We start from the raw sequence: 13,274 nt of genomic DNA on the forward strand, positions 1-13,274 counted from the left end.
ATGAAAGGAATAATATTAGCCGGAGGATCCGGGACAAGACTTTACCCTCTAACTATTGCCGTAAGCAAGCAGTTGATGCCTGTTTATGACAAACCTATGATTTATTATCCACTATCCACTTTACTTTTAGCTGGAATTAAGGATATTCTGATTATTACTACTCCACATGACCAATCTGGATTCATTAAATTATTGGGCGATGGCTCACAGATTGGCTGTAATATAGAATATGTTGTACAACCTAGCCCGGATGGGTTAGCACAAGCTTTCATTCTGGGAGAGCAGTTTATTGGTAATGATCCCGCAGCACTTGTTTTAGGAGATAATATCTTTTATGGTTCTGAAATGGGAACTTTATTAAAAAATAAAACCAATCCGGACGGAGGTGTTGTTTTCGCTTATCATGTTGCTGATCCTGAAAGATATGGAGTTGTAGAATTTGATGATGATTTCAAAGCGATTTCCATCGAGGAGAAACCATTGAAACCTAAATCTAATTATGCAGTCCCTGGCCTATATTTTTATGACAACAATGTAGTGGAAATTGCCAAAAACATACAGCCTTCTGCAAGAGGAGAGCTGGAAATTACAGACATCAATAATGTTTATCTGAAAAGCGGTAAACTTGAAGTTGGAGTTCTAGATAGAGGCACAGCATGGCTGGATACGGGTACTTTTGATTCCCTTAATGATGCTTCAGAATTTGTAAGTGTTATTGAAAAAAGACAAGGCTTCAAGATTGGATGTATAGAAGAAATTGCATTCAGAAATAAATTCATCAACGAAGATAAACTACTGGAAACCGCTGCAAAATATGGAAAAAGCGGCTACGGCGAGTACTTAAAAAAACTTGTTGGTCAATAATCACATCATTTATAAACTTTAAAAACTATTGGCTTTATAGTCAATAGTTTTTGTCATAATAACAAATATCAATATATTAGTTATTATTTTTTAGTTTTACGTAAACAATAACTTACCAACTAAAATACGGCAAGAATTAATTATTATAAATTTGTAAAAACTCACACTGATGAATGAACCACAGCAAAAGTGGACAGAAACCATTGAAGCGAATCATTCTTTATTTGATTTAAAACTCAAAGAAGTCTGGCGGTATAAAGATCTTATTTACATGTTTGTAAAGAGGGATTTCATATCAAGCTTCAAGCAAACCATTTTGGGTCCAATCTGGTTTTTTATAAATCCCATCTTTACAACAATCACCTATCTGATTATTTTTGGAAGATTTGCAAAATTACCTACAGACGGTGCTCCCGGCATCATATTTTATCTATCAGGAGTTACTCTATGGAATTATTTCTCCGGAGCATTGCTGGGGACAACAGCAACCTTTACAGGGAATGCCAATATCTTTGGTAAAGTATATTTTCCAAGATTAGTAACCCCCATATCAATTGTCATTTCAAACCTGATGCGTTTAAGTGTACAATTTATCTTGTTCCTGATTGTATGGGGATATTATCTTATCAATCATGAAGTTTCTCCTAATTGGTGGATCTTAGCCACTCCTTTTTTATTAATCCTTATGGCCCTTTTTGCATTGGGAGTTGGAATGATATTTTCTGCACTTACAACAAAATATAAGGACTTAAGTATGCTTTTGACGTTTGGTATCAGCTTATATATGTATGCGACACCGGTAATTTATCCTGTATCTATGCTTCCTGGATATTTCAAAAAGCTTGCTAAATTCAACCCATTAACAGGTATTTTTGAATGCTTCAAGTATGGTTGGCTAGGTGTGGGAGATTTTTCTCCGGTAATGCTGGTTGTAAGTACTATTATTATCCTGATTCTTCTGGTAATAGGAGTTATCACCTTTAATAAAGTAGAGAAAACCTTCATGGATACTGTATAGTTGAAGATAAAAACACTAGAATAAAAATTTAAAACTGAAAAAAATGCTAGCTTTAAAAGCAGAAAACATATCAAAACAATATCGTTTGGGTGAAGTGGGAACAGGAACTCTTTCCCATGACCTCAACAGGTTTTGGCATAAGATAAGAGGCAAAGAAGATCCTTACTTAAAGATTGGTGAAGCCAATGACAGAGCTTCCAAAGGAAATTCTGACTACGTATGGTCACTCCGTGATATCAACTTTGAAATTGAACAAGGAGATGCTGTAGGCATCATTGGTAGAAACGGAGCCGGGAAATCAACATTGTTGAAACTGTTGAGTAAAGTAACCAAACCCACCACAGGAAAGATTTATACAAATGGCCGAATAGCCTCTCTATTAGAGGTAGGAACCGGTTTTCATCCTGAAATGACAGGTCGGGAAAATGTATTTCTAAATGGTGCCATTCTGGGGATGACCAGAAAAGAGATTACCCGTAAATTTGATGAAATCGTAGACTTTTCAGGAGTTGAAAGATATATTGATACCCCTGTTAAAAGATATTCTTCGGGAATGTATGTGCGTCTTGCCTTTGCAGTGGCAGCCCATCTTGAATCTGAAATTTTAATTGTAGACGAGGTTCTTGCAGTAGGTGACGCTGATTTCCAGAAAAAATGTTTAGGAAAGATGAATGATGTGGCAAAGGGAGAAGGCAGAACCATTCTGTTTGTAAGCCATAATATGACTGCAGTAAAAGAGCTTTGCAATAAAGGTATCCTTTTGACCCAGGGAGCTCTGGAATATGAAGGAGATATGCTGAGTACCATTATAGAATATCAAAAAAACAGTACCTCTACGTCTCATTATCAATACAATGGTAATCTTGATGATGCCATAGGAAACGAAAATATCAGAATAAAAGAGTTTTCAGTATCCGCTCAACATGGTGAACTCATTGATATTAATTCCGGGATAAAAGTTAAATTAGTTTTTCATAATAACCGCCCCAATATCAATCTTGATGCAACATTTGAATTAAGAAACTATGAAGAACTTATTATCTTCCATGTAGGAAAAATTCTTAGTAAGAATCAGGATTCTAAAACAGGAGATTATTCTATTGAGTTTGATATTCCGGCAGGATTGTTAAATGCTGGGAATTACTACTTTAAATTGTTTTTCGGGAAAGACCAGACTGAAGCCTTATTTATTCTTGATAATTCTGTAGGATTTGAAGTCGAAAACGTAAAAGTAGGAAGCAAAATGCATGTGTACCCAGGAATTACAAGACCTAACTTTGACTATAATGTAAAAATGCCATGATACCCCAAATAATACAGTTTCCAAAAATATATGATAAGCGGGGAAACCTTTCATTTCTTGAACACCCCAATCAACTTCCTTTTGAAATTGCCAGGACCTACTGGATCTATGATGTTCCGGGTGGAGAACTTAGAGGCAGCCATGCTTTTAAAGAGCAACAGGAAGTGATCATTGCTTTATCAGGCAGCCTTGACGTTGTCATCCATGATGGAAAGGAAGAAAAAGTGTATTCACTAAACCGTTCCTATTACGGGTTATACATTCCTAAAATGTATTGGAGGAGACTTGAAAATTTTTCAACCAACTCTCTGGCTCTCATTGTTTCTGATAAATCGTATGATGAGAATGACTACATAAGAGATTTTGAAACCTTTAAACAACTTACCCATGAAGGATAAAGTTTCAGTTTTTGATTGCAGTGTCATCGATCTTGGCAAAATAGGTTTCGATGAAGGTAATCTCACAGTGGTTGAAAATGATTCTCATTTTCCTTTTAACGTAAAAAGAGTTTTTTATCTGTATGATATTTCTGGAGGTGAAAGCCGGGGTGCCCATTCCCATAAAGAATGTCATCAATTTCTGATTGCAGCCAGTGGAAGTTTTGAAGTATCACTGGATGACGGAAAATTTAAAAGACAGGTATTTCTTAATCGTCCCGATCTAGGATTACACATTCCCCCGGGAATTTGGGCTTCAGAAATGAACTTTTCTTCAGGAGCTATTTGTCTGGTTTTGGCTTCTCACCACTATAATGAAAACGATTATGTGAGAGACTATGATACTTTTTTAAAAATACAAAATGGATTATAAAAAACACCCTTTGGCCGACGTCCAATCTGAGAATATTGGTGCAGAAACAATGATCTGGCAGTTTTGTGTTATTTTAAAAAACGCTAAAATAGGCAGCAACTGTAATATCAACTGTAATGTATTCATAGAGAATGATGTGGTCATTGGAGATAATGTAACAATAAAGCCTGGAGTTCAGGTATGGGACGGAGTTACCCTTGAGGATAATGTTTTTATTGGTCCTAATGTAACTTTCACCAATGACTTAATTCCTCGTTCTAAGCAATATCCAATAGAATTCAGTAAGACTCTTGTGAAAAAGGGAGCTTCTATTGGGGCCAATGCAACGATCATTGCCGGTAATACCATTGGAGAAAATGCTTTAATCGGAGCTGGAAGTGTGATCACAAAAGATGTTCCGCCCAACACCGTTTGGTTTGGAAATCCGGCAAAGCAAAAAGGGACTATTATTAATGGAGAAATAACATATACAAACACTCATGATTAAATTTTTAGATCTTCAGAAAATTAATTTAGAATACCAACAGGAAATAGAGGCTAAACTCATTGATGTTTTCCGTTCCGGATGGTACTTGATGGGAAAAGAGCTTTCAAATTTTGAAACGAACCTTTCCGATTATATTGGTGCAAAACATGCCATTGGAGTAGCTAATGGTCTGGATGCCCTTCGTCTTATTCTTCGAGGCTATATAGAATTGGGAGTGATGAATCCCGGCGATGAAATTATTGTTCCCTCCAATACTTATATTGCTTCTATTCTCGCCATTTCCGATAACGGATTAGTTCCCGTTTTGGTAGAACCGGAAATCAATACTTATAATATTGACATTTCTAAAATTAAAGAAAAAATTACGTCTAAAACAAAAGGTATTCTGCTTGTTCATTTACAAGGAAGAGTTGTTTTTTCAGATCAGCTTAGGGAAATTGCTCGTCAATATCATCTTAAAATCATTGAAGATAATGCCCAGGCCATTGGTGCTGAATGGGATGGTATAAAATCCGGAAATCTTGGAGATGCAGCCGGGTTCAGTTTCTATCCTGGTAAAAACCTTGGAGCTTTGGGAGATGCAGGAGCAGTAACAACCAATGATGATGATCTGGCTAAAGCCATCAGAGCATTGGCAAACTATGGTTCCAATCAGAAATATGTCAATATTTATAAAGGATTAAACTCCAGATTGGATGAAATTCAGGCTGCCGTTTTGGATATTAAGCTTAAATATATTGATCGTGAAAATGAAGTAAGGAGAGCTATTGCCCAACGTTTCACCAATGAAATTACACATCCTGAAATCATCCTTCCTGAATATCCCGAAAATGAAAAAGAGCATGTATGGCATGTTTTTGTAATCAGATCATCAAAAAGAGATGAACTTCAGGCCTATCTTACGGAAAATGGAGTTCAAACCCTAATCCACTACCCTATTCCACCTCACAAACAGGAAGCTTATAAGGAATGGGAACAACTTTCGTTTCCCATCAGTGAAAAAATACATCAGGAAGTTCTAAGTCTTCCTATATCTTCTGTAATGAACGAGGAAGATATAACGACGATCATTAAAGCTATAAACAAGTTCTAAATGCCAAAAAGGAAAAGACTTTTATTTGTAACCAATTCATTACAAAAAGCGGGATCTGAAAAATATACTTTTGAAATAGTAAAGAATATAGATAAATCGCTGTTTGATGTGGAAGTATTGACCACTGCTGATGTTCATCTAAATAAAAAATTTCCGCATGTTTATTATTTTGAACTCAAGAAATTAGGCATAAAGATTCACACTACTCTTTACAGGCCGGGAGAAATTCAACCGTCTTTCATCAATCTTCTTCCTCTCAAAAAAGTCTCTAATTATATTCTATTCAGAATTAACAGATATAGAAGAAGCAGTCTGTACAACAAAAGACTACGTAAGCTTTTTAGTTCTTTTGATGCGGTCATCCTGGTGGATGCTTTATTCTTTCATCATATAAAAAATAACCTTGATCCAGGTATCTACTTTGAAACGCATTTGATGTGCCATCAGGCCCAGTTTAATAGGGATTTCAAAATTTATGATGCCTATGACAAAAATTCTACTGAATATAATTTTGTATATGCTGATGAATATCAATTAAGCGAAATAGAAGCCCAGGAAGTTAAAATAAAAAATACCTTTGGATTCCCATTATCAATAAATGTTGATGATTTGAATCCTGTAGATTACCACAAAATTGTGGAAAAGAAGGAATTTAATATTGGTGTCTTTACAAGAATCAATCGAATAAAGCCTATTGACAAGATTTTGGAAGCTTTTGAGATTTTAAAAAATTTAAATGCTGAAGTAAAACTTAAAATCTTTGGCCACATTCAAGATCCTGATTATCATAAAGAATTAATGGAGATCATTAAAAATAAAGGACTCAATCATCATATTTCGTTTGAAGGTCATGCTGAAAACATGTTGGAAGGGATTAAAGAAAAGAATGTTTCTCTTGCATGGATTGTCTCCATCTATGAATATGTAGGATATGCTGCCACTGAATTATGTATGAATAATATCCCTATTATTCTGGATAATATTGATGGAAATAATTCAATAAAGCCTATTGACAATGAGACATCTATCCCACCCTATTTTTACACCCCTTCAGAACTGGCAAAACATACGCATTATATCATATCCAACAACAAGTTAGAAGAGTTGCAGCAGTTGGAAACAGATCAATTTTTATCTCACCATGATCTTGAGAAAAATATAAGCAAGTACGAACAATACCTGCTAAAAACACTTAAAAACCAAGAAGAAAAAATCCAATAAATTATGACTCCCAAAGTATCTGTTATCGTACCTTGCTACAATCAGGCTCAGTATCTTGATGAATGTCTTCAATCTGTTCTTGACCAGACACATCAAAACTGGGAGTGCATTATTGTCAATGACGGATCTACAGATACCACTGAGGAAACAGCTAAAAAATGGATTGCAAAAGACCCCCGATTCAGTTATGTTTACAAGGAAAACGGAGGGCTGTCTTCTGCAAGAAATGCGGGACTGGAAAAAGCACAGGGAGATTACATTCAGTTTTTAGATAGTGATGATATGATTCATCGTGAAAAATTTTCCAAAAGCCTGATTCATCATTCAGAATATCCGTTAATGGTAAGCCAATTTACTATTTACAGAAATCACACCCATTACCCCGGCTACAACCATGTAGAGCAGGAATACCTTTCTTTTGAAGGTATAGTATTCGGATGGGATTTAAAATTCAGTATCCCTATTCACTGTTCCCTGATCTCTAAAGAGCTCCTTAAAGGATTTCTTTTTGACACTTCTTTAACAAGCTGTGAAGACTGGCTGATGTGGATTTATGTCATGAAAGATTATCCGAAGGTTTTTCTTGTAGATGAACCACTGGCCCATTATCGTAAAGAAGACAATAATAGCAGTATGTCTTCAGACCTTTACAAAATTCTCCACCAGAGAATCAAAATCTTACCTATATTAAAAAAACTATATGGTGATGATCTTCATGACCGGTTAGCCTATCACATCATTGATGTACGCTCTTCTCAATTTATTGAAATGAGATCTGAATTCTATAAGATAACAGGAGGCAGATTGATATCCGGCTATCTGAATTTCAAAAAATATTATTATAAACTTTTTCAAAAAAGAACTAAAACCGGATTTTGCTCTAAAAGAGGTTCCGTTTCCGTTATATAAAATTTTAATATCTTCAACCGATGAAAATATCCGTGGCCCTCTGTACCTATAACGGGGAAAAATATATCGCAGAACAGCTGGAAAGTATTCTCAAGCAGGAAAAATCTGTCTACGAAATCATCATCTGTGATGATGGTTCTACCGATGATACATTAAGGATTATTACTCATTATGAAAATCAGTTTCCGGAGATCATTAAAGTATATCAGAATTCGGAGAACCTAGGTTATATAGGTAATTTTGAAAAAGCGATGAGCCTTTGTACCGGAGACCTTATTTGTCTTTGTGATCAAGATGACCGATGGTTTACCAATAAAACCGCTGCAATTGCTGAAATTTTTGAAAAGCACCCTCATATTGATATTGTATGCCATAACATTAAACTTTTTGGCGAGGCAATTGATCCTTCGGAGCCAATTACCTATTGGGACCTGGATTCAACCCATCCAAATACATTAACACAGCCTCAAGATATTATCAAAAGGATCTTATATCAGGGTAATATATTCCCGGGTATGAGTATGGCCATCAGAAATACTTTTTGAAGAAACACCTTCCTCTGAAAAGAATCAATCCGGTAATCATTCACGATTATGAACTGCTGTTACTGGCTGCAGATAAAGATGCCGTTTGGACGGAAGAACAAATTTTAGGAGAATACCGCATACATCCCAAGCAAAGTATCGGTTACAAAACATTTTCTCATTTTAAAGCTTCTGAAAAACAAATCATTTCACGAGAAACATTATTTACGATATTTAAAAGACATCCTTTTGTAAAAAACACGATTAAAGATCTTAACCTGAATGCTGATCTTGAAAAAGGACATACTTTATATTGCCTTGAACAGTATAAAAATTATCTCAAAAACATTCCTTTTTTGGAGCGGGTAATCACCAAAATCAAAATGAAATACTATTTTCATATATTTGATTACCTGAAATAAATAATTCATATTCTTTTATATGAGATATTGTTCCCCCTATAACACAATTAATGAACCCACTAACATATGATTATTGGCAACGGTATTATAGCAAACGCTGTAAAACATTATGACAGAGAAGATATTATTTTTTTTGCATCTGGAGTTTCAAACTCCCTGGAGACAAGAACATCAGAATTTGAAAGAGAATTTTCTCTTTTAAAAACAGTCTATGAAAACAACCGGGAAAAGAAACTGATATATTTTTCTACCCTGAGCATTCATGACCAATCCAAACAAAACAGTCCTTATGTTATTCATAAAAAAGAAATTGAAGCTTATATAGAAAATAATATTGTCCATTACCTCATCCTGAGAATTGGCAATATTGTAGGAAAAGGCGGAAATCCAAATACACTTTTCAACTTTCTTAAAACACAGATTGACAATAACAAAGAATTCACCCTGCATCTTAAAGCCAGAAGGCTTCTTTTAGATATTGAAGATATCTGCAGATTTGTAGAATCTCATGGCTTACAAGCGGATAATAAAACCATCAATTTTTCCTTTCCATACTATTATGATTTAAAGGAAATCATCAATGCTATTGAAAGAGAAACAAATAAAAAAGGACTTTATCAAGAGGCTGATGAAGGGGATTTTTACACCGTAGATTTTGATGAAGATATCATGACTTTTTTCTCTGAAAAAAAGCCAGCAGAATATTTAAAAAACCTAACCAGAAAGTATATTTAAAATGGCCAGTATTTATGTTATTATTGTTACTTACAATGCCATGCAATGGGCAGAAAAATGTTTTACAAGCTTAAGACATTCTTCTATTCCTGTTAAATGCATCACCATAGACAACGGCTCTACTGATGGGACACAGGAATATATAACTACTCATTTTCATGAAGTAGATTTTATACAGTCTGCTGAAAATCTTGGGTTTGGAAAAGCCAATAATTTAGGAATTGAAAAAGCCTATAAAGAAGGTGCTGATTTTTTCTACCTGATGAATCAGGATGCCTGGATCTATCCGGATAGCTTTCAACAGATTTTGGATGTGTATAATCATTACCCTGATCATAAGCAGATCGGGATTTTAAGTCCTATGCATCTTGATGGGAGCGAGAAAAAGTTTGATCTACATTTTGAAGACTATCTTGCCAAAGACCTAAGGAATAACCGGATGCTTTCAGACATCTATTTTGGCGAAAAAAAGACATATTATGAAATTCGCTTTGTAAATGCAGCACACTGGTGTATTCCCAGAGGTATTATTGAAAAAGTAGGCGGTTTTAATCCTTATTTCTTTCATGGGGCCGAAGATTATGAATACGTTAACCGTATAACCTATTTCGGACTCAAAATACTAGTATGCTCTCAAAGCAAAGTGGTACACGACACAGTACAGTCCTTTTATAAAGAAGAACCTAAGAATAAAGAGGAGCTGCTACAGAATAAAAGGCTTTCCATGATTATGCAGAGGGAAACAAAATACCTTGATCTTAACTATCCTTATGATACTAAAAGAGAGAAAAAAGCTCTATTTTCTTTTGCCCTTAAAATGGGAGCTAAAGGAAATAGGAGTGAGTATAAATTTTATATGGAGCAGTATAAATATTTCTCCGAAAAATTTAATGAAATTGAAACAGCCCGAAAAACAGCAATGACCGCTCAACACCCATTCCTGAATATTTAAAAAGAATGAATATGGAGAAACTCCCTATAAGTATCTGCATTCTTTCCTGGAAAACAGGAAATACCCTGAGAAACACCCTGAAGTCTTACCAGAAGTATGGTCTTTTGGATATGATTGATGATATTGTCATTCTTTTTCAGGAAGTAAGTGAGTCCGATAAAAAGCTGGCTGATCAGTATAAAATCAGATATATAGGATTAAAGGATAATATTGGTATCGGAAAAGGCATGAAAACACTGGCTGAGAATGCAGTCTGTGAAAATATTCTTTTTCTGGAGCATGACTTCGAGCTCATTGAAAATAAGGAAACTGTATTTTCCCGTCTCCAAAGCGGATTAAAAATGCTTGACAATGGTTTTGACGTCGTTCGTTACCGCAGCAGAAATACTCCGGGTTATCCTCTTATTTCCATCAGGCATAAAGGAAATGAGCTAAATTATTATGATGACTGGCATGAGTGTACATCACCTCATCTTCTTGAATCTTTGCATTGGCTGGATCCTGCCAAAGAGTTCCCTGATAAAATACAAAAACAAGATGAGTACTTTATCACCACCTCACGTTGGGCCAACTGGACCAATAATCCTTATCTTGTCAGAAAAAGATTCTTGCTTGAGACTATTATTCCTTTCTCTGGGGAAACAGCTTCATTGGAAAGAAATATTGCGGCCTGGTGGGTAAAACAAAATTTCAGGATTGCACAGGGAGAAGGACTTTTTAAACATAATGACCTTACCAAATATCCAAAGAAAACCATTATTCAGAAAATAGCAGGAAGGCTGAAAAATATATTTAAATAATAACACAACATCAAGATGAAAATTCTTTTCCATGAGGATGAACTCAACTACAGAGGAACTTCCATTGCAGTATATGATTACGCAGATTTCAATGAAAGATATCTGGGAAATGAATCTATAATTGTATACAATAAAAATTCAAAGACCAATCATCCATTAGGCATTGAAAAGTTTGAAAAAAGATTCCGGGTACATGGCTACTCAGATTTCAATGAGGTGGACCAGCTTATCCGGGAGGATAATATAGACCTTTTTTATGCCATCAAAAACGGAAATATCGATGGAATAGATACCAAAGAATGTAAATCTGTAATTCATAGTGTTTTCAAACATTTTGAACCCCATGGAGATGTGTACGCCTATGTTTCCGAATGGCTAAGCCAGGAAATGACGGGTTCAAAATATCCTTATGTCCCTCACATGGTTAATTTCGATATCCAAACCCATGAGGACCTGAGAGCAGAACTCAATATTCCCAAAAAAGCCAAGGTTTTTGGATATTACGGAGGCCATATCAGCTTCAATATTCTTTTTGCCCAGCAGACGATTGAAAAGATCGCTTCCAAATATAAGGATGTCTATTTTATTTTTATGGGGGTAGATTCTTTCGTTAAAAAGAAATGGTGGAAGTCTTCTCCCTCTAATATTATATTTCTGCCTCCCAGTTCAGATATTATCATGAAGCAAAAATTTATCAATACCTGTGATGCTTTGCTTCATGCCCGCGAAAGAGGAGAAACCTTTGGGATCACAGTTGCTGAATTTGCCATTATGGGAAAACCGGTCATTGCTTTTGCGAATCCTCCGGAGAAAGCACATATTACGCATTTAAAGGATCAAGCCTATTATTATAACGACAGTAAAGAGCTGCAAAATATTATTTTGGATACAGAACTTACCTTATCGGCAAAAGAGCTCTATGAAAAGTTTTTGCCTCATCCGGTAATGGATACTTTTAAAAAAGTTTTTATTGATTAAAAGCATCATCTAAAATCTGATAACAAATAATTATGAAAACAAAAATCATCAACTCTTTCATAGGATTGATATTTCTCATTTACTATTGTATCTGTATTTACAACAGTTATCTTCAGCTCGTATTTCATAAAAACGGCTGGTATCTTGGTGAATGGCTAATCAACTATCAGGATGGCGGATTCAAAAGAAGAGGGCTTTTCGGAAGCATGTTTATTCTTTTCAATGAACTTACGGCTATCAAACTTGAATTCATTGTATTTGCCTTTGTATCCATAGTATATGCTGTTTTTTTCACTTTATTAATTCAGTTGTTCCTACAGAAGAAAAATACGCTTCTTACAATCAGTATTCTGCTGCTTCCGGCAGGAATGGGCATGCTTTTGAAGGACCCAACGATTATTGCTAAAAAAGAAATCCTGATTTTCCTTCTGTATCTGCTCTATTTTCTTTGGCTTGAATCTAAAAAAACAGTAAAAGATATTGCAGTTACATTTTTTATTATTCTCGCGATTCTCAATCATGAAGCCGCATTCTTTTTTATTCCTTTTGTAAGTTTCACCTACTTTATCAAGGATCATGCTCCTGCGAGTATCAAACTAAAAAAAATAATCTTTTATCATTTAGCTCCTGCCACTGTTGTTATGCTGCTGCTGTATCAGTTTGGATACAGTATAAGTACTCCAAACTCTATTCAATTTCTGCAGGAACATGGGCTAACGTTAGTCCTTAAAGGTATTTATGGATATGATCCTAATTATAATGTCCTTAACTTCTATAAAGCTCATTCATATGGGTATATCACCTACCTCATCAGTTTATTTCTTGCCTCTGCAACATTTTATATCTATTGCAGATCAAACAAAATAAGTATTAATAATAAGTTCCTGGTTATACAGGCTGTTTTCCTTATTCCTTTATTCTATATGGCTTATGATTGGGGGAGATGGATCAATATTTTCTTTACTTTATTAACCATCTTTATCGCTGGTGAACAGCAAATGGCCAGTTCATTGAAAAAAGATATTACAGCTATTGTATTGATTGTATTTAACTCATTGTGGAGAATGCTCCTTTTTACAGCCGGATTTCTTACCATTCCTGCCGTAGATTCCATTATAAAAAAACTGTATTATTTTATTTATTTTAAACTGTCTTAAA

16 protein-coding genes are annotated in these 13,274 nt (G+C 35.0%); all 16 read left to right on the forward strand.

Annotated features, from left to right (window positions below; translation table 11 throughout):
* The 16 genes from rfbA to H5J24_RS21540 all read left to right on the forward strand — a co-directional run bounded on the left by rfbA (position 1) and on the right by H5J24_RS21540 (position 13,273).
* Complete coding sequence (gene rfbA / locus H5J24_RS21465; protein WP_068940437.1) at positions 1-864, forward strand: glucose-1-phosphate thymidylyltransferase RfbA; 864 nt, start codon at positions 1-3, stop codon at positions 862-864.
* 169 nt (positions 865-1,033) lie between these two features.
* Entirely contained in the window at positions 1,034-1,882 is an 849-nt protein-coding gene (locus H5J24_RS21470; RefSeq protein ID WP_068940439.1) for an ABC transporter permease, read from the forward strand.
* 43 nt (positions 1,883-1,925) lie between these two features.
* A complete protein-coding gene (locus H5J24_RS21475; protein ID WP_068940441.1) occupies positions 1,926-3,185 on the forward strand; it encodes an ABC transporter ATP-binding protein in 1,260 nt (419 codons plus the stop codon).
* Positions 3,182-3,583 carry a sugar 3,4-ketoisomerase gene (locus tag H5J24_RS21480; RefSeq protein WP_068940443.1) on the forward strand — a complete coding sequence of 134 codons (402 nt, stop codon included), beginning with the start codon at positions 3,182-3,184 and terminating at the stop codon, positions 3,581-3,583. Before H5J24_RS21475 ends, H5J24_RS21480 begins: the two co-directional genes overlap by 4 nt.
* Entirely contained in the window at positions 3,573-3,995 is a 423-nt protein-coding gene (locus tag H5J24_RS21485; RefSeq protein ID WP_068940445.1) for a sugar 3,4-ketoisomerase, read from the forward strand. The genes H5J24_RS21480 and H5J24_RS21485 overlap by 11 nt, the downstream gene beginning before the upstream one ends.
* Positions 3,985-4,482, forward strand: coding sequence for an acyltransferase (locus tag H5J24_RS21490; protein WP_068940447.1), 498 nt, complete (start codon positions 3,985-3,987; stop codon positions 4,480-4,482). Before H5J24_RS21485 ends, H5J24_RS21490 begins: the two co-directional genes overlap by 11 nt.
* Positions 4,475-5,575, forward strand: a complete 1,101-nt coding sequence (locus H5J24_RS21495; RefSeq protein WP_068940449.1) for a DegT/DnrJ/EryC1/StrS family aminotransferase — start codon at positions 4,475-4,477, stop codon at positions 5,573-5,575. Before H5J24_RS21490 ends, H5J24_RS21495 begins: the two co-directional genes overlap by 8 nt.
* Positions 5,576-6,796: a glycosyltransferase gene (locus H5J24_RS21500; protein ID WP_068940451.1), complete on the forward strand. Its 1,221-nt coding sequence runs from the start codon at positions 5,576-5,578 to the stop codon at positions 6,794-6,796. It begins immediately after the preceding gene.
* 3 nt (positions 6,797-6,799) lie between these two features.
* Complete coding sequence (locus H5J24_RS21505) at positions 6,800-7,705, forward strand: glycosyltransferase family 2 protein (protein ID WP_232815849.1); 906 nt, start codon at positions 6,800-6,802, stop codon at positions 7,703-7,705.
* 20 nt (positions 7,706-7,725) lie between these two features.
* Entirely contained in the window at positions 7,726-8,250 is a 525-nt protein-coding gene (locus H5J24_RS21510; protein WP_232815850.1) for a glycosyltransferase, read from the forward strand.
* Positions 8,247-8,651 (forward strand): hypothetical protein, encoded by a 405-nt coding sequence (locus H5J24_RS21515; RefSeq protein ID WP_232815851.1) that lies wholly within the window; start codon positions 8,247-8,249, stop codon positions 8,649-8,651. Before H5J24_RS21510 ends, H5J24_RS21515 begins: the two co-directional genes overlap by 4 nt.
* A gap of 66 nt (positions 8,652-8,717) precedes the next feature.
* Positions 8,718-9,386, forward strand: coding sequence for an NAD-dependent epimerase/dehydratase family protein (locus tag H5J24_RS21520; RefSeq protein ID WP_068940457.1), 669 nt, complete (start codon positions 8,718-8,720; stop codon positions 9,384-9,386).
* A 1-nt stretch (position 9,387) separates the two neighbouring features.
* Positions 9,388-10,338 carry a glycosyltransferase family 2 protein gene (locus H5J24_RS21525; protein WP_068940459.1) on the forward strand — a complete coding sequence of 317 codons (951 nt, stop codon included), beginning with the start codon at positions 9,388-9,390 and terminating at the stop codon, positions 10,336-10,338.
* Positions 10,339-10,349: 11 nt separating this feature from the next.
* Positions 10,350-11,138: a glycosyltransferase family 2 protein gene (locus H5J24_RS21530; protein WP_141395622.1), complete on the forward strand. Its 789-nt coding sequence runs from the start codon at positions 10,350-10,352 to the stop codon at positions 11,136-11,138.
* A 15-nt stretch (positions 11,139-11,153) separates the two neighbouring features.
* Positions 11,154-12,116 (forward strand): glycosyltransferase family protein, encoded by a 963-nt coding sequence (locus H5J24_RS21535; RefSeq protein WP_068940464.1) that lies wholly within the window; start codon positions 11,154-11,156, stop codon positions 12,114-12,116.
* Between the two features lie 32 nt (positions 12,117-12,148).
* On the forward strand, positions 12,149-13,273 hold the full coding sequence (locus H5J24_RS21540; RefSeq protein ID WP_068940467.1) for a hypothetical protein: 1,125 nt from the start codon (positions 12,149-12,151) through the stop codon (positions 13,271-13,273).
* Position 13,274 lies beyond the last annotated feature (1 nt).

Origin of the sequence: Chryseobacterium capnotolerans (assembly GCF_021278965.1) — a bacterium.
In the GTDB taxonomy this organism is placed as follows: domain Bacteria; phylum Bacteroidota; class Bacteroidia; order Flavobacteriales; family Weeksellaceae; genus Chryseobacterium; species Chryseobacterium capnotolerans.

Excerpts from the sequence above, each read along its gene's own strand:
- H5J24_RS21510 (WP_232815850.1), top strand. The coding sequence starts at position 7,726 with ATGAAAATATCCGTGGCCCTCTGTACCTATAACGGGGAAAAATATATC.
- H5J24_RS21505 (WP_232815849.1), top strand. The coding sequence starts at position 6,800 with ATGACTCCCAAAGTATCTGTTATCGTACCTTGCTACAATCAGGCTCAG.
- H5J24_RS21490 (WP_068940447.1), top strand. The coding sequence starts at position 3,985 with ATGGATTATAAAAAACACCCTTTGGCCGACGTCCAATCTGAGAATATT.
- H5J24_RS21500 (WP_068940451.1), top strand. The coding sequence starts at position 5,576 with ATGCCAAAAAGGAAAAGACTTTTATTTGTAACCAATTCATTACAAAAA.
- H5J24_RS21475 (WP_068940441.1), top strand. The coding sequence starts at position 1,926 with ATGCTAGCTTTAAAAGCAGAAAACATATCAAAACAATATCGTTTGGGT.
- H5J24_RS21480 (WP_068940443.1), top strand. The coding sequence starts at position 3,182 with ATGATACCCCAAATAATACAGTTTCCAAAAATATATGATAAGCGGGGA.
- H5J24_RS21495 (WP_068940449.1), top strand. The coding sequence starts at position 4,475 with ATGATTAAATTTTTAGATCTTCAGAAAATTAATTTAGAATACCAACAG.
- H5J24_RS21470 (WP_068940439.1), top strand. The coding sequence starts at position 1,034 with ATGAATGAACCACAGCAAAAGTGGACAGAAACCATTGAAGCGAATCAT.
- H5J24_RS21535 (WP_068940464.1), top strand. The coding sequence starts at position 11,154 with ATGAAAATTCTTTTCCATGAGGATGAACTCAACTACAGAGGAACTTCC.
- H5J24_RS21540 (WP_068940467.1), top strand. The coding sequence starts at position 12,149 with ATGAAAACAAAAATCATCAACTCTTTCATAGGATTGATATTTCTCATT.
- H5J24_RS21525 (WP_068940459.1), top strand. The coding sequence starts at position 9,388 with ATGGCCAGTATTTATGTTATTATTGTTACTTACAATGCCATGCAATGG.
- H5J24_RS21520 (WP_068940457.1), top strand. The coding sequence starts at position 8,718 with ATGATTATTGGCAACGGTATTATAGCAAACGCTGTAAAACATTATGAC.
- H5J24_RS21530 (WP_141395622.1), top strand. The coding sequence starts at position 10,350 with ATGGAGAAACTCCCTATAAGTATCTGCATTCTTTCCTGGAAAACAGGA.
- H5J24_RS21485 (WP_068940445.1), top strand. The coding sequence starts at position 3,573 with ATGAAGGATAAAGTTTCAGTTTTTGATTGCAGTGTCATCGATCTTGGC.
- rfbA (WP_068940437.1), top strand. The coding sequence starts at position 1 with ATGAAAGGAATAATATTAGCCGGAGGATCCGGGACAAGACTTTACCCT.